Source organism: Bradyrhizobium sp. NAS80.1 (assembly GCF_001908205.1).
Classification (GTDB): Bacteria; Pseudomonadota; Alphaproteobacteria; order Rhizobiales; family Xanthobacteraceae; genus Bradyrhizobium.
Window position 1 is genome coordinate 92,249 of record NZ_LGHL01000128.1, and the last position, 23,470, is coordinate 115,718.

Sequence of the window (23,470 nt, forward strand, 5' to 3'; positions counted from 1 at the left end):
ATCGTCTCCGTTGCAAAGCGCGCCGTGAGTGGCGCGCGCCGGAGACGACCCTAGTCAGTTGAGGGCGAAGTGCTCTTGGAGAATCTTGCGCTCCCCCCGTGAGGCCTGGCGGAATTTCGTCGGCGACACGCCGGCGGCGCGGTGGAAGGTGCGGACGAAATTGGAGAGGTCGCCGAAGCCGACGTCATAAGCTATGTCGGTGACCGCGATGTCGTCATCGGCGAGCAGGCGCGCCGCATGCCGAAGGCGCGAGCGCACCAGATATTGATGCGGGGTGACGCCGAGGACGCTCGAGAACAGCCGCAGGAAATGGAACGGGCTCAAACCAGCCTGTCGTGCGGCCTGTTCGAGGTCGACCTCGGCATGCGAATTGTCGTCGATCCACAGCGCGGCTTCCACCGCGCGGCGGCGGTCGCGCGCGGTGGGCGTAGCCTGCTTGCGCGCCTTACCCGAGACGACATCGACGAAGCGAGCTGCGAGAATCTGTCCGACCTCATCGAGACCGAGATCGCTGTTGCCATCTGCTGCCGTCTGGGCCAGCTCCCCCAGCACCATCAGCTCGGGCAGCGGCGGCGTCGCGCCGACCTGCCAGATCTCGCGACGTCCCCCGAGAGCATCGACGAGATCCTCACCGAGGAAGAAGGACAGGCAGACGTCGCCGCTGACATGCTCATGCGTGCATGTGTATTCGTCGCCGGGCGCGCCGACCAGCATCGAGCCCGCCACCAACTCGAAGAAGCCGGCGCGGCAATGGCAACCAAAACTGCCCGAGCGGACATAGGCAATGGAATGGCCAGTGCGGCATTCGGCAAACGGCAAGTCGTCCGGTCCCGCATCGCAGCGAAACTCGGAGACGGTCATCAAGGGCGTCGTCAGCAGCGTGGTGTCTTCCATGCCACCTATCTAGGTGGACGGCCTCGGCGGGGCAACGGGCAGCAACACCTCGAACAGCGTCTTGCTGGCGATCGGATGGGCGCCCTCCAGCGCCAGGAGCCGTCGCGTGGAAGCCTACGATGCCCTCGATCGCAAGCTCGGCATTGCCGGACGGCCGCTGCTCCCGCGCCTCGGGATGAACCGCAAAAATCCGGCGGCGCGTGTCGATCTCCCGCGCCTCCGGCAATTGCACGGCCACCACGCCGGTGCTGCTCCAAATGATGCCGCAGCGCCCTATGGCCGTGTCGAATATCGTGTAAGTAAGCCCCACCATGCACACGCCCCACTCAGTGCACGTCTCTCCCCAGACCCGAAATCATAACACCGCCACAATTCGGCGCACCTGGAATCTTACCAGGAAGTTAACAACTGTTCGGCTAGGCACGCCAAAGCGCTTGGCGCGAGGCGCCGTCTCGGCTAATCAGGGTGGGCGCGGAGCGCACGTCCGCGGGCGTAGTTCAATGGTAGAACGGCAGCTTCCCAAGCTGCATACGAGGGTTCGATTCCCTTCGCCCGCTCCAAAGCACGTTTTCCTCGTAGAATTAAGTTTGCGTGGCCTTGTAGGCGCCGAATTTCTCGTTCTCCTGTCCTTCCGATACAACGCCCCTACAAATCTGTAATCGAAGTCCTCGGATCACGGGCGGCAAATCGCCCGTCGGTCGGCCTGCTGGAGCTACAAGTGTGTCAACGGCGGTCCCGAGAACATCCGGAAGCGCCGAGTAGCCATGACCGGCGAATGTTTCGGACCAAAATTCCACCTTACGCGAGGGCGTGGGAAAGCCCCGCCTGTATCCAAGTTCGTCCAGTCGCTCGTGCTTTGAATGAACCGTCGTCAGTTGTGCCGATGCGCTAGTGAAGATAGTCAAACGAAAAGCCGGATATGGCTTCATAAGTTACGAGTACGAGCGACTCGAGCGACCCTCTCGCTTTCCCAAACTGTGCATGGGGATGCGCCGTCAGTACCCAGGTCACAAATCGTATGGTCTCGGAAAGCTCTGTGAGCAGCACCCGTTGGACTTGCTTCGGCTCAAATCTCGTTGCGCATCGTGTCTGCGATTATCTCGAATGAGCGCAGACGCATCGAATGGTCGTACACGTCCGACACAACCATCACCTCGTCAGCTCCGGTTTCCGCCACCAATGCTTTTAGACCCAAGCGGATAGTGTCCGGTGATCCGACGATCGAACGCGCAAGCATACCCATCGCCTGCAGCTTCTCCGCGGGCGACCAGTAGGTCTCGATATCATCAATCGGCGGCTTGCTCAGTCCTCGCTGACCGCGAAAAATGTTGGTGAACGACATCTGCTGCGTCGTCGCCAGCCTGCGCGCCTCTGCATCCGTGGGCGCCGCGATGACGTTCACGCCGACCATCGCGTAAGGGCGGTCGAGCTGTTCCGAGGGCTTGAAGCGCGTACGGTAGATCTGAAGGGCAGGGATGAGCAGTTCGGGTGCGAAATGGGAGGCGAAGGCGTAAGGAAGGCCGAGCTCCGCCGCCAGCATGGCGCCAAAATTGCTCGAGCCGAGGATCCACAGCGGGACTTCCGTGCCCGCCGCCGGGACGGCCTGGATGCGCTGGTTTGGCCCGGCCGGAGCCAGGAAGGCTTGAACCTCAAGAACGTCTTGTGGGAAGTTTTCCGCAGCTTCGGGCGTGCGCCGGAGCGCGCGCAGCGTAAGCTGGTCGGTCCCGGGCGCACGGCCGAGGCCGAGATCAATGCGCCCGGGAAACAACCGGGCCAGAGTGCCGAACTGTTCGGCAATGACGTATGGCGCGTGATTGGGCAGCATGATGCCACCCGCGCCCACTCTGATTGACTTCGTTCCGGCCGCAATGTGCCCGATCACGACAGCAGTCGCAGCGCTGGCAATGCCAGGCATGTTGTGGTGTTCGGCCACCCAGATGCGCCGGTACCCCCACCGTTCGGCATGAATGGCGACGTCGCGAGCGTTGGCGAGCGCACCCCGCGCGTCGGTGCTCTCCGTGACACGAACCAGATCGAGAATGGAAAGAGCAGGCATCAGTTGTCCGGGCATGGTGCGTTGAGACGCGATGGATGCGGGCCTATACCCCGTCCGTATGCGTCGGCGGAAGTACCGCTACAGCAAAACCTTCGGCATCACCACCACGACGTCGACGGTGCGGTTGAGCACTTTCGCCGCCACGGCGATCTGGGGCGAGAACCCGTCCTCAATCTCGGCCACACGTTCATCATCGTTAGCGAAGGCATAGATGGTACGACTACATGCTGGATTGGTGTTTCGATGAGCAGCCGCAATGGTTCAAGACGGAGAACGGGCGGATTTACGTATTGTTCGGTTTCCTCCAGGCCGGCTGGCGGAGCAGAACACCAATATGGCGTTGAAGTACGCCACCTACGGCTACATCCTGGAAAATGGGCGTGTTGTCATGGAGGGGCCGGCGACGGCATTGCGCGAGAATGAGGATGTGAGGGAGTTCTATCTCGGTACGGCAGGAAAAAGCCGCAAATCCTTTCGAGACGTGGTGACGGATCGTCGTCCAAAACGATGGCCCACGGATGGTTAAGTTCAGAAATGCGCGATCGAACTCTGGTAGTGTCAGGTAACGCTCATAGGCCTTTCTGTACTTCGCTTTGAGCTTTGGATTTTTGTATGCGAGGAATTCTTGAGTCAGCAGACCCCAAGTCCAGAAGGGAGGCGTAGGTAGCGTCCTCGCTCGCTCTCGATCGGCAAGCATACGATCGAGTAACTCCGCGTTGTCGCCGGGGGCAGGCCGAAAATCTCTATCGCTCGGACGAAACGCGGCCCCCCACGAGAAGGTGGGTCATCGCGCGCAAATCACGCTTACGCCAGCGGCGAGTCGGATTTGTTCGCCTACGTATCGAGCGTCGTCTCCTGTTTGCGGACGTGCCAGACGGGCTTACCCGGGATAATGCGGATCGTAAGACCGACGGTCTTCGCGTCCCGCCATGCAACGACCGTCTTCGCGAAATGCTCGTCATTATTTATGCAGGAATCGTTTTCCCAAGCTGCATACGAGGGTTCGATTCCCTTCGCCCGCTCCAAGCCTTAGTCGAAATGTGGCGGATGGTTTTGCAGGGTTTGTTCGCTCTTTGGCCTCGAGCTTACTGATCCGCGCCTTGATGGCGGCGTTCCGTCCGACGTATCGGCGGATGATCTCTCGACCGACTCCTCCTCCCGCGCGAGCGTTTTGGCGATCTCGCGCATGGTGAGGCCAGCGATGTAGATGGCGGAAATCGGGCGTAGAATTGAACTTTTCACCGATCCGTCGGTTTTCTTTCGGGGCAGGGCCGACTGGAGGTTTGCCATGCTCAAGGCACTCATTGCGGGAGCTGTGGCCATCGGCCTAAGCGTCGCTCCAACAGCCACAAGCGCCATGTCGAAGTCCCACCAGACGACCCACAAAGTTCACCATGCAGGGAAGAAGATGGCGCCTGGCACAACGACCGGCATGTCAACCGGAACGACGACCGGAAAAGCGACCAGCGGTGCAAAGGCCAAGTCAGGGTACTGAACTGCGCACGTCGAATCGACAGGATCGAGATCGAGATCAGCTAAGTCGCGATATCATGCTGATGTCGATGGCGTAGCCCTTCGCGATCCCGGCCAGCGTCTGCCGGCAGTACGGCGCTTGAGCGCTTCCTTGCGCTGGAAGTCAAACAGCTTCGGCTTCCGGCCGAAGTTGACGCCTGTCGCCATGGTGCGCTTCCGACCCTCTCCGGTGCGCTCGCGGATCAGATGGTGCTGAAACTCGGCCATTGCCGCTAGCAGGGTCGATAACAACCGCCCCTGCGAGGTGGTGGTGTCGAATAGCGCGGCGCCGGCCTTGCCGATGCGCTCGATCAGGCCCAGCAGCTCGCGAGGCGGATGGGCGTGGTGGTGCTTGTTAGGTCAATTCGCCCTATCGCCTAATGAGCACCCTTAAGCTACGGACCGTGACATGACACCTCCAGAACAGGCAGGAGGAACGGCTTGGAACGGTACATCCACAGCGAGAACATCGCTCTCTTCAAACGAAGACTCGCGGATCCCAACACGACCGACAGCGAGCGCAAGACCATTCAAAAGCTGCTGGCCGAGGCGGAAGCGAACGAAGCTCAGGGGTCGAATCGCCCGCACAAATCAGGCTAATAGAACCCGCGCGTCACCGCCCACCTCTCACAACATGGCAGACTCGCATGGCTGCGTGTCCGATCTCATGTCCCGCTGCGAACCCGGGACAACGCGCGGAGCCCATCCGTGCACGATGTCCCGGCCCGCTTGCAGAAAACACTGGAAGAAGCAGGCAGGCGTTCGCTTCCAGTTCCGCGAAATGACTGTGCGCTTAGGAAGCCGCTCCAGCTTCGTCCCGCCTGCTTAATGAACCAAGAGTCCGGGAACAAGCTTTCCAAACATATCGAGAAGGCAATCGAGAAGAGTCTGAAGCCACGATTTTGAATTCGTACGCTGGGATCATCTGTGGCAGCGCACTGATGGTCTAGCCTCGGACTAAGTCAGTTTTTCTGACCCATTGCAGTGTCTAACATTTCTTGAATTTCACGCCGAAGCAGCGAAGATAAAGTGGAGCTTTCCCGCTGAGGGGCGTCCCATGTTCGACACGGCCACCACTTCGCTGTTGCGCGCGGTCCTCGATGAAGTCTGCGAGAGCGTTTCGCGGCGTGAAACCGGAGTGCGCACGCACGTCGCCTCGAAGATTCTGGAAGCCGCGACCAACGGCAATGTCTCGCCCGAAGCATTGAGGACGCAAGGCCCTCTTGCAAGCGTCCATGTGGTGTTAACCGGACGAGGGGCGCCGTGAATTTCCAGGTTACGGTCCTGAAAATCTTGGTCAGCTACCCGGAGGGCTTCGCCGTGATGACCGACCTCAAGCGGGACATGGCGTTCCTGGCGACCAGCGGCCGGGACTGGGCCGACCGGACCAAACGGCTCGCCTCGCGCGTTCCGAACCTGGACATCTTCTCGCAAGGCCTCGTCACGCGCGAAAGCGGCGGTTGGAAGATCACCGAGAAGGGGCGGCTAGTGTTGGAACTCATGGAGGCACGCCCGGGAGCCGATGAACTGCTCGCGGGGGCTACCACCGAAAGGGTAACTGTACCTGTGCTCCCGCGGCGCTTGACCGTCGAGCGGGCTAAACGGCGGAGGGAGCGCAGCGAGCGGCGCCGTGAGGCTCCCGAACTTGCACGGGCTAACGCCTCCTGAACGCGTCGGCGCTGAAAGCATCGGACCTTACTGTCGTCTTGCGCAAGGGATATCGGCTCGGCGCTCAGTCGATCGCTGCGGGCGGCTTGCACTCGCCAGTATTCACCGTTGCATGGCCGACGGGCGAGGTCGGCGGCATGGGCATCGAGGGCGCCGTTCGACTGGGATAGTGAGATCTGTCTTTGACGATCCACTGTGGCACAACGGTACGTAGAAATGCTGCACTTTGTGCTTAGTCCATTGTGCTTAGCACGAACTGGTGGCTGTCGAGGGACAGGCGCGGAGTTCATGCTTTTGCGGTTCTCGGCGCCGCTCACGCAAATTCAAGCGTAACGTCAACACGTCAGGTCAACGCCTCGGATCGAGGTAAGGCGCGTTGCACCGCATGCGGAGCGCAAAACGCAGACGGGAGATGGTCCATGCCTGATGCACGAATCCATATCGTCGCAACCATGCTTGCCACATTCGCACTCAGCTCGGCGTGTGCCATGACCTCAATGCAGCAACAGCCGGGCCCTGCGATCTCGGCACACGCCATGATCCCGAAGAAGCACATCGCCGCGCGCCCGGCCAAGCCGGCGCAGCATCGGCTCGTGATCCAGGTCGACCAGAACGACCCGGCCGTGATGAATCTCGCGCTCAACAACGCCACCAATGTGCTAGACTACTACCGCAAAAAGGGCGAAGAGGCCGATGTCGAGATCGTGGCATTCGGTCCGGGGCTGCATATGCTGCGCAAGGATACGACGCCCGTCGCAGATCGCATTCACGCGATGGCGGACCTCGCCTTCCCGAACAAGGTTCGCTTCGCTGCATGCGGCGTCACCAGGGAAGGGATGGAAAAGAAGGAAGGCAAGCCGCTCGAGTTGCTGCCGGAAGCGTCCATGGTTCCCTCGGGCGTCGTGCATATGATGGAGCTGCAGGAGAAGGGCTGGAGCTACGTCCGGCCGTAGGCAGGCGAACGAGGGGAGGCTGCGATGATGCGCAAGCTGCTGTTCATACTGGCCTTGTCGCTGCTCGTGCTGCCCGCTTCCGCGGAACATGCCAACAGGACCGGCGGTGAAAAACGGCACGCTGAGCGGGCGGCACCTGCGCCGACGCGCAGTAGCCACGCCACGCGCCCCGTTCAGCCACGGAGCGCAGAAACAGAGGTGCGGGATCGCATCAATGCGGGTTCGGTCGGTCTCGCCGCCGGACTGCTGGAAGGCGCGCCGCTCCGCTTCGCCACCGAAATCTCACGTGTCGTCAACGATGGCGGAAAGGTGCATGTGCTTCCGATCGTGACGCGCGGGCCGACCGAGAACGTCAATGATCTGCTCTATCTCAAGGGGGTCGACCTCGCGATCATCAACAGCGATTCGCTCGACGAGTACCGCGCCCAGGTGCCCGAGATTGGAAGCCGTATCGTCCAGGTGATGAACCTGTTCCCGTCCGAGCTGCATGTCTTCGTGCGTCCCGAGATCAAATCGCTCGCCGACCTCGCGGGCAAGAAGGTGAACTTCAACACGCAGGGCACTGCCGCCGCCTATTCGGGTCCACTCATTTTCAGCCGCCTCGGTATCGAGGTGGAGAAGACTTTCGTGCCTCACCCGGTTGCGCTGGAGCAGATGCGCAAGGGCGAGGGCGAGATGGCAGCCGTGGTCTTCGTCACCTCCAAGCCGGTGGACGCGTTCGTCAAGCGCAAATGGGACGAGGGCTTCAAGTTCCTGCCGGTGCCGTTTGATCCCAGGCTGGCCGACTATTACGTGTCGGCTTCGCTCACATCGGCCGACTATCCCGCGCTGGTGCCGGCGGGACAAACTGTCGAAACGATCGCGGTGCCGACGGTCCTGGTCGCCTATAACTGGAATCCCGGCTCGCCGCGTTATGACCGTGTCAAGGCCTTCGTGAACGAGCTGTTCGGCAAGCTCGATCAGCTGCGTACGCCAGGCTTCGATCCGAAGTGGAAGGACGCCAATCCGTCTGCCAGTGTTCCGGGACTGCAGCGCTTGAAGGCGGCCCAGAATTGGCAGGATCCCCACATGGCCAATCGGACGGGACGTCCATGAGGTGGCTCGTCGCCATCCTGTTCGCCAGCCTCGAGATCGCGGAAGCCCACGGTCAACCCGCTTCCAGCACGCTGAAGGGGCTGGACGAATGCGTTGCCCAAACGCGAGCAGCCGAAGCGGTCTGCGATCAGGCCGGTAGCGACACCGCGGCTAGTCTCGCTTGCAGGTTGAAGGCGCTCAGCGCGGAGGAGCAGTGCCTCGATAGCTTGTTCGGCAACAAAAACAAAGAAGAGGCCAGGCAGCCGGGCGATACACCCACCAAACCGCGCGCCCGCACGCCGCCGGGGCCACCGCCACCACCAGCGCCCGAACCGCCACCGGCGCCCGAACCGCCGCCAGTGGCCGCCCAGCCCAATACGGACGACACCACCGCGGCACTTCCAGCCGGCAAAGGTTGGCTGGTCAGCGAGACCACCTCTCCGAGGGACTTCTCTCCGCTCTTCGTGGCCAAATTGTACGCGCTTCCCCCGGTCGCGGCCGACGCGCCGGAGACGCTCGTGCTGCGTTGCCGCAACCTGCGGACCGAGATGTCCCTTGGCGCCAACGGCGTCTGGCGCGCCTTGCGCGGTGGAAGCGTCGAGGTCGTGATCTCCCCCGATCAACCGGCGGCACGGCCGATGCGCTGGCGATTGGCGGTCGACGGTCGCACTGCCGTCATGCCGGACGAAACGGTCGAACTGGTGCGCGGGCTCGGCGGTGGAAGGACGTCGATATCCGTGACGGACGATGCGGGACGCATCAGCAGCGCGATCTTCGACCTGGCCGGCATCGATACCGTCCGCGCCAGGCTTGCAAATGCCTGCCGCTGGCCGAATGCGACGGTCGAATCGAGAGGGCGGTGACGCCATCGGGCTTTGCAGCGCTCGTGTGTCGCGCCAAGATTCTAATATATTAGCCCTTCGCTCCCGGCACTCACCGCTCCATCGGCCTAAGCTTCTCCTGGCCGGCGGCTGCGGTCCTTGCGCCGGGCGATGCTTGGACGAAGGCCAGGACCAACAAGAATGGACCAGCAAAAACTCGATCGCGCGATCGGTCGCCGCTTGAAGACGCTGAGGACGCAGGCCGGGATGACGCTGAATGAACTCGCTGCACGGTCCGGTGTCAGCCGGGCCATGATCGGACGGGTGGAACGGGCGCAGAGCAGCGCGACTGCTGCGCTGCTCGGCAAGCTTTGCGCCGCGCTCGACGTGTCGCTAAGCGACGTGGTCGCGCTCGCCGAAAAGCCGCCGGAGCGGCTGGTCCGGCTGGCCGATCAGCCGCACTGGCGTGATCCCGAGAGCGGCTATCGCAGACGTCATGCCTCGCCGACGGGTGCGGCGAGCGGCATCGAGATCATCGTCGTCGACCTGCCGGCCGGCGCGCGGGTGCCGTACAGCCCCTGGGGCCGCAACGCCTTCACCCAGCAGCTCTTGATGCTGGAAGGCGCGATCGCCGTTCACATCGATGCCAAGGCAGTGCGCCTGCGTGAGGGCGACTGCCTGGATTTCGATGTGATGCGTGCGGTCATCTTCGAGAACGAAACCAAACAGGATGCGCGCTACGTCATCATCACGCGGCGCGGCACCTCTTACGGGAAAACGTGATGTCACTGATCGTGCGGGACGCAACGCTGGAGGATGCGGCCGATATCCTCGCCATCTATAATTTCGCAGCGATCAACACCACGGCGGTCTGGACCGACGGCCCGGCCGACCTCTCCTCGCGACGCGAGTGGATCTCCGCGCGACAGGAAGCCGGCTATCCCGTGCTGGTCGCGATGAAGGGCAAGGATGTCGTCGGCTTCGCATCCTTCGGCGATTTCCGCCCCTTCCCCGGCTATCGCCACACGGTGGAGAATTCGGTCTATGTCGACGAGCGGCATCATCGGCTCGGCGTTGGCCGCAGCCTGCTGGCCGCGCTGATCGAGCGCGCCACAGCGCTGGACAAGCATGTCATGGTCGCCGGAATCGAGGCCGCCAACGCCGCCTCGATCAACCTGCATGCCTCGCTCGGATTCGTCGAGGTCGGCCGCATGCCGGAGGTCGGCTCCAAGTTCGGCCGCTGGCTCGATCTCGTCTTCATGCAGAAGCGGCTCGCGAGTAGCGTGAGACCGTGACGATGCAGATCCGCACCGGCGACACCTTTGATCCGCGCGTCATTGCGTTGCTGGATCACCACGTCACCGCCGCTCGGGCGCAGACCGCGCCGGGCAGCGCGCATGCGCTCGATCTCTCCGGATTGCGCGCGCCGGATATCGCGTTCTGGACCGGCTGGGACGGTGACACGCTGGTTGCGACCGGTGCGCTCAAGACGCTTTCGCCTGATCATGGCGAGGTGAAATCGATGCACACGCTGCAAGCCGCGCGGCGGCGCGGCTTTGGCGGTCAGATGCTCAGCCACATCTTCGCCGCGGGCCGCGCGCGCGGCATGGCGCGGCTCAGCCTCGAGACCGGCTCGTGGGACTATTTTAGGCCGGCGGTTGCGCTCTACCAGGCGCATGGTTTTGTGCTCGGCGGCCCGTTCGAAGGCTATGTCGAAGATCCCAACAGCCTGTTCCTGACGCTCGACCTGAGCGGTAGGTGAAACTGCCGGTTCGCGGCTCCAGTGCAACCGGGGCTCGAAAACGCCGACTGGCCCCTCAAAATGAGTTGCGTACCTCAAGGCGCCTCTGCTAGCCTTCAGCCATGGCCGAGGACGCATCCACCACCGCGCTGACGCTGAAGGACATCGCCCGCGAAGCAGGCGTGAGCCTCGCGACGGTGGACCGCGTTCTGCACAACCGCCCGGGCGTGCGGCCGGACACGGTCCTGCGCGTGAAGGAGGCGATCGCGCGCAACGCGTTCCAGCCGCATGTCGCTGCCGCCGAACTCGCCCGCGGCCGCGCCCGCCGCTTCGCCTTCGTGATGCCCTCGGGGCCGAACCCGTTCATGCAGCAGATCGAGGCCTATCTCGCCGAGATGTCGGGCTGGCTCTCGGCCCGCCGCCTCAGCGTCGAGATGGTCGCCACGGATGTGTTCGATCCCTCCGTGCTCGCGGCTTCGCTGGAGGCGCTGTCGGGCGACTACGACGGCGTCGCCGTGGTGGCGCTGGACCATCCGAGCGTCCGCGCCGCCGTCAACGACCTCGTCGAGGCCGGCACCAAGGTGGTCACGCTGGTCTCGGACGTGCCGTCGTCGCGCCGCCACCATTATGTCGGCATCGATAACATCGCCGCGGGGCGCACCGCCGGGGCGCTGGTCGGGCGGCTGATCGGCCAACGATCCGGCAAGGTCGCGATCGTCGCGGGATCACAGGGCCTGCGTGACCATGCCGAGCGCATATTCGGCTTCAACCAGGTGATGGCGTCGGAATTCCCTGATCTCAGCGTGCTGCCGGTGCTGGAGGGGCGCGACGAGGACGACCGTTCGGAGCAGCTCCTGGCGCGGCTGTTCGGCAGGCATGCTGACATTGTCGGTCTTTATAACGTCGGCGCCGGCACGCAAGGCGTCGGCAAGGCGTTAACCGACAAGGCGTTAACCGATAAGGTTTCGAGCGATTCCGGGCGCGAGAAACGGGTGGTGTTCGTCGGACACGACGTGACCTCGCTGACGCGCCGTCTGCTGTTGCAGGGCGTGATGGATGCCGCGATCTCGCAGAACCCGGGACATGAGGCGCGCGCCGCTGTGCGCGTGCTGCTCGCGCTTGCGCGGGGCGAACCGATCCTGCGCGAACAGGAGAAGATCAGGATCGACATCGTGATGCGGGACAATCTGCCCTAGGTCGCAAGGCCGAACGGCGGGAATTCTGGAAGGCCCGTTGCGAGGAAGGCGACGCAAGCTCGCACATCGCGACGGGCGAAGGGGAGGATGCCGTGTATCTCGGAATGGACATCGGCACGTCCGGTGTGAAGGCGGTGCTCGTGAGCGAAGCCGGCGCGGTCGTCGCGACGGCGGCGCGCGAGCTTGCGCTGTCGCATCCAGCGCCGCTGTGGTCCGAGCAGGATCCTGACGCCTGGGTCGACGCCGCGACCGGCGCTGTCGACGATCTCGCCGCCCGCCATCCTCGCGAGGTCGCGCAGGTGCGCGGCATCGGGCTGTCAGGCCAGATGCACGGCGCAACCCTGCTCGGCGGGGACGGCCGCCCGCTGCGTCCCGCCATCCTCTGGAACGATGGACGCTCGCAGGCCGAATGCGTCGAGCTGGAGCAGCGCTGCCCCTCCCTGCGCACGCTAGCCGGCAATCTGGCGATGCCCGGCTTCACTGCGCCAAAGTTGCTCTGGGTCGCACGACACGAGCCCGGCATTTTCGCGCGCGTGGCAAAGGTGCTGCTGCCGAAGGCCTATGTGCGTTATCGCCTGACCGGCGAGATGGCCGAGGACATGTCGGATGCCGCCGGCACGCTGTGGCTCAATGTCGGTCGGCGCCACTGGTCCGCCGCGCTGCTGCAGGCCACCGGGCTCGATCTCAATCACATGCCGCGCCTCGTCGAAGGCAGCGAGGTGAGCGCCGTGCTAGCGCCGGAATTTTCGCGGCGCTGGGGTATGGCGAAGGACGTGGTGGTCGCCGGCGGCGCCGGCGATTGCGCGGCGAGCGCGATCGGGCTCGGCGCGATCGCGCCTGGTGATGCGTTCCTGTCACTCGGCACATCCGGTGTGGTGTTTCGGGTCACAGATCGGTTCGCGCCTGCGCCGGCTTCGGCCGTGCACACCTTCTGCCACGCGCTGCCCGGCCTTTGGCACCAGATGGGCGTGATGCTGTCAGCTGCGGCCTCGCTCGCCTGGCTCGCCGGCGTGATGGAGACGCCTGCGGCTGCACTGCTGGCGCCGCTCGGCGCGCACGTCGACGCACCAAGCTCCGTGTTCTTCCTGCCCTATCTCGATGGCGAGCGCACGCCGCACAATGATGCCGCTGCTAGCGGCGCGCTCGTCGGTCTGCGCGGTGCGACCGGGCGCGCGCAGATTGTCCAGGCCGTGCTCGAAGGCGTCGCCTTCGCTGCGCGCGACAATCTGGCGGCGCTCAGCGCGGCGGGCGGGTCGATCGCCGAGGTCGATCTGGTCGGCGGCGGCTCGCGCTCGCCGCTCTGGGCGCAGATCTGCGCCGACGTGCTCGGGATTGCCGTGCACCGCGTCGAGGAAGGCGAGGTCGGGGCGGCACTCGGTGCCGCGCGGCTCGGCCGGCTCGCCGCCACAAGCGAAGATCCCGCAGCGGTCTGCACCCGACCGCGCCGGCTCGCGAGCTTCGCGCCCCGTGCGTCCGTCGCCGCGGCCTATGACGAGGCCTATCGGCGTTGGCGCAGGCTTTATCCCGCATTGAAGGAGACCGCTTAAGTGAACGCGTCAACCAAGTTCTTCGATGCAAGCACCCCTGTCGCCTTTGCCGGCAAGGATGCAGGAAACACGCCCGCCTTCCGCTGGTACGACAAGGACCGGGTCGTGCACGGCCGCAGGCTGGAGGATCATCTGCGCTTTGCGGTCTGCTATTGGCATTCGTTCTGCTGGCCGGGAGGCGATCCCTTCGGCGGCGAGACTTTCCTGAGGCCGTGGCACCACGGCAGCGATGCGCTGGCGCTGGCGCGGGCCAAGGCCGATGTCGCCTTCGAGCTGTTTCGCCTGCTGGATGTCCCATTCTTCACTTTCCACGATGTCGATGCGGCGCCCGAAGGCGCCTCGCTAACGGAGTCCGTCGCGAACCTGAATGCGATCGCCGATCTCTTTGAAGCGAAGATGGCCTCGGCGAAAGTCCGCCTGCTGTGGGGTACCGCCAATTTGTTCACGCATCGCCGCTACATGGCGGGAGCCGCGACCAACCCCGACCCCGAAATCTTCACCTACGCCTCCGGTCAGGTCCGCGCCGCGCTGGAGGTGACGCACCGGCTCGGCGGCCAGAACTACGTGCTCTGGGGCGGGCGCGAGGGCTACGAGACGCTGCTCAACACCGATCTCAGGCGCGAGCTTGATCAGCTCGGCCGCTTCGTGTCGCTGGTCGTCGAGCACAAGCACAAGATCGGCTTCAAGGGGCCGATCCTGATCGAGCCCAAGCCGAAGGAGCCGACCAAACATCAATACGATTTTGACGTCGCCACCTGCTACGGCTTCCTGCAGCGCTACGATCTCCTGAATGACGTCAAGCTCAACATCGAGCAGAACCACGCCATCCTCGCCGGCCATTCCTTCCATCACGAGGTCGCGCTCGCCAAGGCGCTCGGTGTCTTCGGCTCGCTCGACATCAATCGCGGCGACGATCTGCTCGGCTGGGACACCGACCAGTTCGCGATGAACGTGCCGGAGCTTGCTCTGGTGTTCCACGAGATCCTGAACCGCGGTGGCTTCACCTCGGGCGGGCTCAATTTCGACGCCAAGATCCGGCGCCAGTCGATCGACCCGGACGATCTGATCTACGCCCATGTCGGCTCGATGGATGCGTGTGCGCGGGCGTTCCTCGCCGCAGCCGACATGGTCGATGCCGGTGTCCTCACCGCGCCGCTCGCCGAGCGTTACGGCGGATGGGCTACCCCCGAGGGGCGCGCCATTCTCGGCGGCCAGCGTTCGCTCGCCGAGCTCGCCGACAGTGCGCTCAGGCCCGGCTTCGACCCGCAGCCGCGGTCGGGACGGCAGGAATATCTGGAATCCCTGGTCAACCGTTACGTCTGAGCGAGGCTGATGATGGTAGGCAGCGAAGCAACACGGCAGCCGGTGCTCCAACTGACCGGCATCGGCAAGGAGTTCGGCGCAATCCGCGCGCTGCATGGCGTCGACATGCAGGTGTCGCCGGGCGAGGTGGTCGGCCTGATGGGCGACAACGGTGCGGGCAAGTCGACGCTGGTCAAGATCATTGCCGGCAATTTCCGCCCCAGCCACGGCGAAATTCGCTTCGCCGGCAGTGCGGTTCAATTCAGTCGTCCGGTCGATGCCCGTGCGATCGGCATCGAGGTGGTCTACCAGGACCTCGCGCTGGCCGACAATTTGACGGCGGCGGCCAACGTGTTTCTCGGCCGCGAGCTGAAGCGCAGGTTCGGCCCGCTTGCCCTGCTCGACCACAAGGCAATGGCGGCGCGCGCGCTGGAGCTGTTCGGCGAGCTGCGCTCGGAGACGCGCCCCGACGATCTCGTCAAGCAGATGTCCGGCGGCCAGCGCCAGGCCGTCGCGATCGCGCGGACGCGCCTGTCCAATGCGAGGCTCGTGATGATGGACGAGCCGACGGCCGCGATCTCGGTCCGTCAGGTCGAGCAGGTGCTTGGCCTGATCCATCGGTTGAAGGAGCAGGGAGTCGCGGTCATGCTGATCTCGCACCGCATGCCCGACGTCTTCGCGGTCTGCGACCGGGTGATCGTCATGCGTCGCGGCGAGAAGCGGGCCGACAAGCCGATCCACGAAACATCCCCCGAGGAAGTCACCGCACTCATCACCGGCGCGAAGGAGGCTGCGTGATGGCCATGCCCATGGAAAGCCCGATCAGCTTCACCAATATCGGCAAGGCGAAGTGGTGGCAGCGCGGCATCTTCGCTTCCCAGACCGGCTATGTGTTGATCGCGCTGGCGGTGCTGCTGGTGATCATGCATTTCGCCAGTCCCTATTTCTTCACCGAAGGCAATATGCAGAACGTGGCGAAGAACTTCTCCTTCATCGCCATCGCCACCCTCGGCGTCACCTTCGTGATCATCACCGGCGGCATCGATCTCTCGGTGGGCTCGATGATGTGCTTCTCCGCCATGATCACCTCGATGGTCATGACCGAGCTGTCGACGCCGGGCTCGTACGGCGCTTCGTTGTTCGTGCACATGGCGGCCGACGGCAAGACCGTGCTGGCCAATGTGCCGGGCCTGATCCTGCTGGTCTCCGTCGCCGCGGGTCTCGGCGTTGCGCTGATCGCTGGGCTCGTCAATGGCTTCTGCATCGCCGTGCTCGGCCTGTCACCCTTCGTTACCACGCTCGGCATGCTCTCGATCGTGCGCGGGCTCGGCTATGTCGTCTCCAATGGGCGCGGCAGTTTCCCGGGCGGACCGGACGCCGACTATTTCTACGCGCTCACCTCGGGCGACGTGCTCGGCCTGCCCGTGCCTTTCATTTATCTGGTGGTCCTCGCGCTGGCGATGGCCGTGGTCCTGCACCACACCTCGTTCGGCCGCCATGTCTTCGCGCTCGGCGGCAACGAGAAGGCGGCCGAATTGACCGGCATCCCGGTCGTGCGGGTGAAGATCGAGGTCTATGTGATCTGCGCGCTCGCCGCCGGGCTCCAGGGCATCATCATCTCCGGCTGGCTGGGATCGGCGCCGGCCAACATGGCGACGTCCTACGAGCTCAACGTGATCGCGGCGGCCGTCATCGGCGGTGCCAACCTTGCCGGCGGCATCGGCGGTCCGCTTGGCGCCATCGTGGGCTGCGTGCTGCTCGAGGTGATCCGCAACGGCCTCGTGCTGGCGCAGGTCAGCTCCTACTGGCAGCAGACGCTGGTGGGCGTGATCATCATCCTGGCGGTACTGGTCGACCGCGTCCGCTCGCGGATGATCTGAAGTGACGCGTTCCGGGAGGGCAACGTAGATGCCTGTCCGCTTCCCGGGGCGATCTTGAGAGGATGGGCACCAGAGAAGGGTGGAGGAGACAATGAGGAAACTTCTTCTTGCCGGCATCGCCGTTGCGATGATGGCAACGCCGGCGTTTGCCGCGAACTACCGCTTCGTGATCGTGCCCAAGGCGATGAACAATCCGTTCTTCGACTTCGCGCGCGACGGCTGCGAAAAGCGCGCCAAGGAGCTCGGCAACATCGAGTGCATCTACAAGGGGCCGGTGGAGCATGAGCCGGCGACGCAGGCGCAGATCATCCAGGACTTCGTCACCCAGAAGGTCGACGGTCTCGCCATCTCGGTCGCCGACGTGGCGGCCATGACCAAGTCGATCGAGGCGGCGACTGCTGCGGGCATCCCCGTCATCACCTTCGATGCGGATGCGCCGGGCTCCAAGCGCATCGCCTATATCGGTACCAACAACAAGGAGTTCGGCCTCGCGCTTGGCAAGCAGCTGCTGAAGCTGCGACCCGACGGCGGCAAATACGCCATGGTCTCGGGCGGTCCGGGCGCCAAGAACCTCGCCGAGCGCGTCGACGGCGTCCGTGAGGCGCTGAAGGGCTCGAAATGGACCGAGGTCGCGGGCTCTCCGACCTTCTGCAACGATGATCCGGCGCTGGCGGTCCAGCAGATGACGGATATGCGCACTGCAACGCCCGACCTCGCCGCCATCGTTCCCGTCGGCGGATGGCCGATGTTCGCTCCCGAAGGCTTCAAGGCGTTCGCCACCCGGTACAAGAGGGAGATCGATTCCGGCAAGTTCACGCTGGTCGTCGCCGATACGCTGAAGATGCAGCTCGAGCTGCTGCGCGACGGCTATGCCAATGCGCTGGTCGGCCAGCGTCCCTTCGAGATGGGCGAGAAGGCGATGGACACGCTGCTCGCCATCAAGAAGGGCGAAAAGGTGCCGGAGATCGTCTATACCGGCCTCGATCTCGTGACCAAGGACAACGTTGCGCAGATGTTGAAGTAGCAGCGCTGCCAGCCCCTTGCTCCTGCATGCCTCTCTCGCTTGCGGCCTTCGCAAGCGGGAGAGATAATGCGGGTAGGAAGGGCCAAGGGCCGGAAGAGATTGGGGTTGGAAGAATATGGGAATGAAACGGTCGCGGCTCGGCTCTATCGAGGTCACTTCAAGGCTCGGCTCTATCGAGGTCACTTCAATAGGTCTCGGTACCGCCCCGCTCGGCGGATTGTTCACCTCCGTCAGCAACGCCGATGCGGAAGCGACGATCGAACGCGCCTGGTCGCTGGGCGTCCGCTTCTTCGATACTGCGCCGCTCTATGGCTTTGGCCTCGCCGAGCGGCGGCTGGGCGCATTCCTGCGGCGGCAGCCGCGCGAGTCCTACGTCATCTCGACCAAGGTTGGCCGCCTGCTGCGCGCGCCCGATGGCGCTGCCGCGGAGGACGACTATTACAAAAACGGGCAGCGCGAGCGGCCGGTGTTCGATTTCAGTCATGACGGTGTGATGCGTTCGGTCGAGGAGAGCCTTAACCGCCTCGGGCTCGACCGCGTCGATGTCCTGCTCGTGCACGATCCGGATGACCACTATGACGACGCCGTCGCCGGCGCCTTCCGCGCGCTCGAGCGTCTGCGCGCCGACGGAACGGTCAAGGCCATCGGGGCCGGCATGAACCAGTCGGAAATGCTGGTCCGTTTTGCGGAAACCGTGCCGGTCGACTGCTTCCTGCTCGCCGGCCGCTACACGCTGCTCGACCAGGGCGCGCTGGATGCGCTGTTTCCGGTCTGCCAGTCGAAAAACATCGGCATCCTGCTCGGCGGCATCTACAACAGCGGCATTCTGGCCAATCCCGGGACGGGCGCGAAGTTCAATTATCAGGATGCCGATGCGGCGCTCGTCGCGCGCGCGCTCGAGCTCGACGGGCTCTGCCGCAAGCACGGCACCGAGCTGAAGGCCGCAGCGCTCCAGTTCTGCATGGCTCATCCGGCGGTGACGGTTGCCGTGATGGGCGCGCGCAATGCCGGTGAGGTCGCCGACAACATCGCGATGTCGGGGACGGCGGTGCCGCAAGCCTTCTGGCAAGAGCTGCGCGCGCGAAAACTCGTCGACGCGCGGGCACCGCTGCCAGGCGGAGCGTAAGGCATGATCATCGACGGCCATCAGCATTTCTGGGACCCCGCGCGCGCCGACTATCCCTGGATGGAAGCGCCTGAGTTCACACCGATCCGGCGCGCCTTCGGCCCCAGCGATCTCGCGCCGCTCCTGAAAGCAAACGGCGTCGACGCGAGCATCGTAGTGCAGTGCCGCTCCGCGCTGGGTGAGACTGAGGAATTTCTGCAGGTCGCCGCCGCGAATCCATTTGTCGTCGGCGTGGTCGGATGGGCCGATCTGACCGATAGCGGTCTTGGTGACTCACTTGATCGGCTGCGCGGCGCGCCGGGCGGCGGCAAGCTGGTCGGCATCCGCCACCAGGTCCACGACGAGCCCGATCCCGATTGGTTGCTGCGCGAGGACGTTCGCCGTGGGCTGGCCGCGGTATTCGCCCGCGATCTCGCCTATGATTTGCTCGTCCGAACCCGCGAGCTGCCCGCCGCGATCGCGACCGCCCGGGCCTTTCCGCAAGCGCATTTCGTCCTCGACCACGCTGCCAAACCGCCGATCGCCGATGGCGGCAGCGCCGAATGGGCCGACCGCATCGCCGCGCTCGCGGCTTGCGGCAATGTCTGGTGCAAGGTCTCGGGGCTCGCGACGGAGGCGGTCTGGAACGATTGGGACGCGGAGCGGCTGCTTCCATTCGTCGAGCACGCCGCGCAATGCTTTGGCGAGGACCGCCTGATCTTCGGGTCAGACTGGCCGGTGTGCCTGCTCGCGGGGAGTTATGGCGAGATCAAGAACGCGCTGGAAGCGTGCTTGGCGAAGGTCGGGCCGAGGGTGCTGGAGAAAGCGTTCGGAGTGAATGCGAAGGCTGCGTATCGGTTGTCGGCTAGCTGAGGTGACACACCGGCGTTTCCACATCGTCATGGCCGGGCTTGTCCCGGCCATCCACGAACTCGAGTCGCCAGCTGTACGAACAACGTGGATGCCCGGGACAAGCCCGGGCATGACGAGTTTGGGCATCCTAGGCGTATTTTACGCGCCCGCGGGCACCTGATCCAGGAACCCCGTGATGCTTCTGATCCGGCCGTCCTTCAGCACGGCGAAATCCGTCCCCTTGATCGGGCTGTCGACACCATCGGGGCCGAGGCCCCAGGAGAAGCGGATGTGGTCGCCGTAGCCGTTGGGCTCGCCGATCAGCTTGAACCTGAATTCCGGAAAGCGCTGCTGCACGCCTGCGATCAGCGCGTCGATGCCGTCCTGGCCGTCACCCTTCATCAGGGGATCGATATAGCTCGCATCCGCCGTCCAGTGCTCGCTGAGCAGTTCGCGCCGGCGGCCGGTCGCGCGCTCGTTCCAGAGCTCGATGTAGCGGCGGGCGATGGTGACGTGGTCGGTCATGATAATCTCCTTCGATGTCGCCGTGTCCGGCTGCCCATGACTATCGAAGGTTTGCGCGCGCCGATCGATTACCTCGGAGATCATGCGCCCGTAAAAAACTGAAGCGCGATGATGTTGTCATCGCGCTTCAGTCGTATGCGAACTTCCGCGAAATTACTTCGCCGCGGTCACCATGATCTCGACGGTGTATTGCGGCGCCGCCAGCTTGGCTTCGACGGTGGCGCGGGCCGGGGTGTTGCCGGGCGAGACCCAGGCGTCCCACACCGCGTTCATCTCGCCAAAGGTCTTCATGTCGGTGATGTAGATCGTGGCCGAGAGCAGCTTTGACTTGTCGGTGCCGGCCTTGGCGAGATGGCTATCGATCGTCGCCAGGATGTCCTGGGTCTGCTTCGTCACGCTTTCGCCGGCGGCCTTGTTGGCGACGACACCCGCGAGGTAGACGGTGTTGCCGTGCACAACGACCTGGCTCATGCGCGGGCCGGTTTCGAAACGCTGAATGCTCATTGCGAGTCTCCTGGTGGAATGGCGGCCCTGTCTAGCCCAGCGCCCGGCGCTCCGCCACCCCAGGCACGCATGCGTTGCCAGGCACGCATGCGTTGCCGCCGATGTATGCGTCGTTCACGGAAACTGACGGAGAAACGTCCAGATCGTCTCGGCGCCGTCGATGTCGCCGTTCTGCGGCCCCAACAGCCTCGTCGCGATCTTCGGGAAGCGGGCATCCGGAGAGAAGCCGGGCATGCGATGTCCGCCGTGATTGATGCGATAGAGCACGACGTCGTGCCCCCGGGGACAGTGCGAGGAGATCCGCGTAACCGTGGATTGGTCCGCGGGCGCCCTGCCAGGCAAATCCGTCACGTCGGCGTCATCGATCTCGCAGCCATTGAGCTTGCGCCAGAATTCCAGCGTCTCATTGGTCGACCAGAACCCGTCTGCAGCATAATAGCTCGATCCGCGCCCGCCCTCGTAGGGGACCAGCGGGTCGGCCGTGCCGTTCATGATCAGCATCGGCAGCGGCCGCGACGGATGGCACGTGACTGCGGCCTCATCAGTCAGATTCATGACCACGCTCGCGCCGGCCGCAAACAGATCGGCGCGCGCGCAAACGAGCGTCATCACCATGGCGCCGCCATTGGAGATGCCGGTGACATAGATGCGCTTCGGGTCGGCCGTCCCGTTCGCCACCAGCTTCTCGACGACCTTTGCGATGAAGGCGACGTCGTCGGTGCCCGCGGGCGGGCCACGAAGCGCAGGTCCCGCCTTCGTCCTCGCATCGGCCCAGGCGTGGTTGAGCCCGTCGGGAAAGACCACGGCAAAACCTTCACGCTTCGCGACCTGCGGCCACGCCGTCCGCGCGACCATGTCCGAGCCGCGCTGGGTCTTGCCATGCAGCACGATCACGAGCGGTGCCGGCTTTTTCGCCGGCAGTTGCGCGGTGTAGGAGCGCTTCACGCCGTTGACGTCGATCGTATCGGCGGATGCGACTGAGCCGGCGGCCACTGCCGCAAGAAGCGCCCCGATATGCATCCACCGTCGCACGATCTAGCCTACTGCTTTCGCCGCCGCGCGGCCTGCGTTGCGGCCGGAGAACAGGCAGCCGCCGAGGAAGGTGCCTTCGAGCGAACGATAGCCATGCACGCCGCCGCCGCCGAAACCGGCGGCTTCGCCGACCGCATAGAGGCCGGGAATGACGCTGCCCTCCTGGCCGAACACCCGCGAGTCGAGGTCGGTCTCGAAGCCACCCAGCGTCTTGCGGGTGAGGATGTTGAGCTTGACCGCGATCAGCGGCCCATGCGCGGGATCCAGGATCCTATGCGGGGAGGCGGTGCGGATCAGCTTGTCGCCGATGTAGCGTCGTGCGTTGTGAATGTTCATCACCTGCGCATCCTTGACGTAAGCGTTGGCGATCTCACGGTCGCGCGCCTCGATCTGCATCCTGATGTGCTCGAGCTTAAGCAGGTCGCTGCCAACAAGCTTGTTCATGGCATCGACGAGATCCTCGATCCTGTCGCGCACGATGAAGTCGACACCATGGCTCTTGAATGCCTCCACCGGCGCCGGCGCGCCCTTGTTGGTGGCGCGGCGCAAGGTCATGCGCCAGCTCTTTCCGGTGAGATCGGGATTCTGCTCCGAGCCCGACAGCGCAAATTCCTTCTTGATGATGCTCTGCGTCAGGATGAACCAGGAATAATCATAGCCGGTGGACATGATGTATTTGAGCTGGCCGAGCGTGTCGGAGCCTGGGAAGAGCGGCGCTGGCAGCCGCGCGCCCGTGGCGTCGAACCACATCGAGGAGGGGCCGGGCAGGATGCGGATGCCGTGGCGCGGCCAGATTGGATTCCAGTTCTGGATGCCTTCGACATAATGCCACATGCGGTCGCGGTTGATCAGCCGCGCGCCGGCGCGCTCGGTGATGCCGATCATGCGGCCGTCGACATGCTCGGGCACGCCGGAGATCATGAACTTCGGAGGCTCGCCGAGCCGCTGCGGCCAGTTCTGCCGCACAAGGTCGTGGTTGCCGCCGATGCCGCCGGAGGCGACGATCACGGCCTGCGCCTTCAGCGAGAACTCTCCGATGACATTGCGCGAGGAGCTCTTGCCGCGCTCGACATTGTCAGGCGCGAGAACGGCGCCGCTGACGCCATTCACGGTGCCGTTGGTGATGGACAGCGCGTCGACGCGATGGCGGAACCTGAAGGTCAGTCGGCCGCTCTTCACGGCCTCGCGCGCGCGGCGTTCGAACGGCTCGACGATGCCGGGGCCGGTGCCCCAGGTGACGTGAAAGCGCGGAACCGAATTGCCGTGACCCATCGCATCATAGCCGCCGCGCTCCGCCCAGCCCACCACAGGGAAGATGCGGTGGCCCATCGCGCGCAGCCAGTCGCGCTTCTCGCCCGCGGCAAACGCCACATAGGCTTCGGCCCATTTGCGCGGCCAGAAATCCTCGTCGCGGTCGAAGCCGGCGGTTCCGATCCAGTCCTGTAGCGCGAGCTCGTAGGAATCCTTGATGCCGAGCCGGCGCTGCTCCGGCGAATCGACCAGGAACAATCCGCCGAACGACCAGAACGCCTGGCCGCCGAGGGACTGCTCGCCCTCCTGGTCGACCACGATCACGCGTTTGCCTGCGTCCGCGATCTCGGTCGCGGCCACCAGTCCCGACAGTCCTGCACCGACGACAATGACGTCCGCCTGCTCCGTCATGAGTTCCCCCCCTGTAGTTGCCCGGATTGAAGCCAGCGGTTGTAGCTGAGATCAAGGGTGTGACGCGTAAGAGTCCGTTAACTTGTTCCGGTTTGGGACCGAAGCGGGCCTGGTGCAGCGCC

The 23,470-nt window shown here is 64.3% G+C and carries 25 protein-coding genes, 1 tRNA gene and 2 pseudogenes; 19 read left to right on the forward strand and 9 right to left on the reverse strand.

All coding sequences use genetic code 11. The annotated features are described in order from the left end of the window. Nucleotides 1–54 precede the first annotated feature (54 nt). Together AC629_RS27690 and AC629_RS49010 are read right to left on the reverse strand one after the other, a co-directional pair. Nucleotides 55–894, reverse strand: a complete 840-nt coding sequence (locus AC629_RS27690; RefSeq protein ID WP_084808066.1) for a helix-turn-helix transcriptional regulator — start codon at nt 892–894, stop codon at nt 55–57. A 9-nt stretch (nt 895–903) separates the two neighbouring features. Then, a pseudogene (locus tag AC629_RS49010) lies at nt 904–1,207 on the reverse strand (hypothetical protein). 173 nt (nt 1,208–1,380) lie between these two features. Here AC629_RS49010 and AC629_RS27700 point away from each other — a divergent pair. Then, a tRNA-Gly gene (locus AC629_RS27700) sits at nt 1,381–1,454 on the forward strand. Nucleotides 1,455–1,960: 506 nt separating this feature from the next. Here the strand turns inward: AC629_RS27700 and AC629_RS27705 are convergent. After that, entirely contained in the window at nt 1,961–2,950 is a 990-nt protein-coding gene (locus tag AC629_RS27705) for an LLM class flavin-dependent oxidoreductase (RefSeq protein ID WP_084808067.1), read from the reverse strand. Between the two features lie 313 nt (nt 2,951–3,263). On the opposite strand from AC629_RS27705, the pseudogene AC629_RS27710 reads away from it, so the two are divergent. After that, nucleotides 3,264–3,476, forward strand: a pseudogene (locus tag AC629_RS27710) (ABC transporter ATP-binding protein); the annotation flags it as partial. Between the two features lie 503 nt (nt 3,477–3,979). On the opposite strand, the gene AC629_RS45680 reads toward AC629_RS27710, so the two are convergent. Continuing rightward, nucleotides 3,980–4,240, reverse strand: a complete 261-nt coding sequence (locus tag AC629_RS45680) for a hypothetical protein (protein ID WP_143199490.1) — start codon at nt 4,238–4,240, stop codon at nt 3,980–3,982. Between the two features lie 258 nt (nt 4,241–4,498). Next, on the reverse strand, nt 4,499–4,786 hold the full coding sequence (locus tag AC629_RS27725) for a recombinase family protein (RefSeq protein WP_084808069.1): 288 nt from the start codon (nt 4,784–4,786) through the stop codon (nt 4,499–4,501). A 117-nt stretch (nt 4,787–4,903) separates the two neighbouring features. Here AC629_RS27725 and AC629_RS47115 point away from each other — a divergent pair, with 117 nt between their 5' ends. The 17 genes from AC629_RS47115 to AC629_RS27805 all read left to right on the forward strand — a co-directional run bounded on the left by AC629_RS47115 (nt 4,904) and on the right by AC629_RS27805 (nt 19,646). After that, complete coding sequence (locus AC629_RS47115; RefSeq protein ID WP_168195597.1) at nt 4,904–5,062, forward strand: hypothetical protein; 159 nt, start codon at nt 4,904–4,906, stop codon at nt 5,060–5,062. A 457-nt stretch (nt 5,063–5,519) separates the two neighbouring features. Further along, on the forward strand, nt 5,520–5,729 hold the full coding sequence (locus AC629_RS27730) for a hypothetical protein (protein WP_084808070.1): 210 nt from the start codon (nt 5,520–5,522) through the stop codon (nt 5,727–5,729). Continuing rightward, nucleotides 5,726–6,130, forward strand: a complete 405-nt coding sequence (locus AC629_RS27735; protein ID WP_084808071.1) for a hypothetical protein — start codon at nt 5,726–5,728, stop codon at nt 6,128–6,130. The genes AC629_RS27730 and AC629_RS27735 overlap by 4 nt, the downstream gene beginning before the upstream one ends. Nucleotides 6,131–6,549: 419 nt before the next feature. Continuing rightward, a complete protein-coding gene (locus AC629_RS27740) occupies nt 6,550–7,083 on the forward strand; it encodes a DsrE family protein (protein WP_143199491.1) in 534 nt (177 codons plus the stop codon). A 24-nt stretch (nt 7,084–7,107) separates the two neighbouring features. Next, the gene (locus AC629_RS27745) at nt 7,108–8,178 is read left to right on the forward strand and encodes a TAXI family TRAP transporter solute-binding subunit (protein ID WP_084808072.1); all 1,071 of its coding nucleotides are present in this window, start codon (nt 7,108–7,110) and stop codon (nt 8,176–8,178) included. Further along, nucleotides 8,175–9,020, forward strand: a complete 846-nt coding sequence (locus AC629_RS27750; RefSeq protein WP_084808073.1) for a type VI secretion system-associated protein TagO — start codon at nt 8,175–8,177, stop codon at nt 9,018–9,020. The genes AC629_RS27745 and AC629_RS27750 overlap by 4 nt, the downstream gene beginning before the upstream one ends. 159 nt (nt 9,021–9,179) lie before the next feature. Continuing rightward, nucleotides 9,180–9,761, forward strand: a complete 582-nt coding sequence (locus tag AC629_RS27755; RefSeq protein WP_084808074.1) for a helix-turn-helix domain-containing protein — start codon at nt 9,180–9,182, stop codon at nt 9,759–9,761. Next, on the forward strand, nt 9,761–10,273 hold the full coding sequence (locus AC629_RS27760; RefSeq protein ID WP_084808075.1) for a GNAT family N-acetyltransferase: 513 nt from the start codon (nt 9,761–9,763) through the stop codon (nt 10,271–10,273). Before AC629_RS27755 ends, AC629_RS27760 begins: the two co-directional genes overlap by 1 nt. Before the next feature lie 2 nt (nt 10,274–10,275). Next, entirely contained in the window at nt 10,276–10,740 is a 465-nt protein-coding gene (locus tag AC629_RS27765) for a GNAT family N-acetyltransferase (RefSeq protein ID WP_084808112.1), read from the forward strand. A 101-nt stretch (nt 10,741–10,841) separates the two neighbouring features. After that, a complete protein-coding gene (locus AC629_RS27770) occupies nt 10,842–11,915 on the forward strand; it encodes a LacI family DNA-binding transcriptional regulator (protein ID WP_084808076.1) in 1,074 nt (357 codons plus the stop codon). Nucleotides 11,916–12,007: 92 nt separating this feature from the next. Further along, complete coding sequence (gene xylB / locus AC629_RS27775) at nt 12,008–13,462, forward strand: xylulokinase (protein ID WP_084808077.1); 1,455 nt, start codon at nt 12,008–12,010, stop codon at nt 13,460–13,462. Further along, nucleotides 13,463–14,785: a xylose isomerase gene (gene xylA, locus AC629_RS27780; RefSeq protein ID WP_084808078.1), complete on the forward strand. Its 1,323-nt coding sequence runs from the start codon at nt 13,463–13,465 to the stop codon at nt 14,783–14,785. It abuts the gene before it with no gap. Nucleotides 14,786–14,797: 12 nt separating this feature from the next. Continuing rightward, a complete protein-coding gene (locus AC629_RS27785; protein ID WP_084808113.1) occupies nt 14,798–15,562 on the forward strand; it encodes an ATP-binding cassette domain-containing protein in 765 nt (254 codons plus the stop codon). Then, entirely contained in the window at nt 15,562–16,644 is a 1,083-nt protein-coding gene (locus tag AC629_RS27790; RefSeq protein WP_084808079.1) for an ABC transporter permease, read from the forward strand. Before AC629_RS27785 ends, AC629_RS27790 begins: the two co-directional genes overlap by 1 nt. Before the next feature lie 91 nt (nt 16,645–16,735). Beyond that, the gene (locus tag AC629_RS27795) at nt 16,736–17,668 is read left to right on the forward strand and encodes a sugar-binding protein (RefSeq protein WP_084808114.1); all 933 of its coding nucleotides are present in this window, start codon (nt 16,736–16,738) and stop codon (nt 17,666–17,668) included. 121 nt (nt 17,669–17,789) lie between these two features. After that, entirely contained in the window at nt 17,790–18,794 is a 1,005-nt protein-coding gene (locus tag AC629_RS27800; protein ID WP_084808080.1) for an aldo/keto reductase, read from the forward strand. A 3-nt stretch (nt 18,795–18,797) separates the two neighbouring features. Continuing rightward, nucleotides 18,798–19,646, forward strand: coding sequence for an amidohydrolase family protein (locus AC629_RS27805; protein ID WP_084808081.1), 849 nt, complete (start codon nt 18,798–18,800; stop codon nt 19,644–19,646). A 138-nt stretch (nt 19,647–19,784) separates the two neighbouring features. Here the strand turns inward: AC629_RS27805 and AC629_RS27810 are convergent, their stop codons facing one another. The 4 genes from AC629_RS27810 to AC629_RS27825 form a co-directional block, all read right to left on the reverse strand. Beyond that, nucleotides 19,785–20,150 carry a nuclear transport factor 2 family protein gene (locus AC629_RS27810; protein ID WP_084808115.1) on the reverse strand — a complete coding sequence of 122 codons (366 nt, stop codon included), beginning with the start codon at nt 20,148–20,150 and terminating at the stop codon, nt 19,785–19,787. Between the two features lie 153 nt (nt 20,151–20,303). Next, nucleotides 20,304–20,654 carry a RidA family protein gene (locus AC629_RS27815; protein ID WP_084808082.1) on the reverse strand — a complete coding sequence of 117 codons (351 nt, stop codon included), beginning with the start codon at nt 20,652–20,654 and terminating at the stop codon, nt 20,304–20,306. Between the two features lie 114 nt (nt 20,655–20,768). Continuing rightward, nucleotides 20,769–21,686 carry a CE1 family esterase gene (locus AC629_RS27820; protein WP_143199496.1) on the reverse strand — a complete coding sequence of 306 codons (918 nt, stop codon included), beginning with the start codon at nt 21,684–21,686 and terminating at the stop codon, nt 20,769–20,771. A gap of 3 nt (nt 21,687–21,689) precedes the next feature. Beyond that, nucleotides 21,690–23,348 (reverse strand): FAD-binding dehydrogenase, encoded by a 1,659-nt coding sequence (locus AC629_RS27825; protein WP_084808084.1) that lies wholly within the window; start codon nt 23,346–23,348, stop codon nt 21,690–21,692. Nucleotides 23,349–23,470 lie beyond the last annotated feature (122 nt).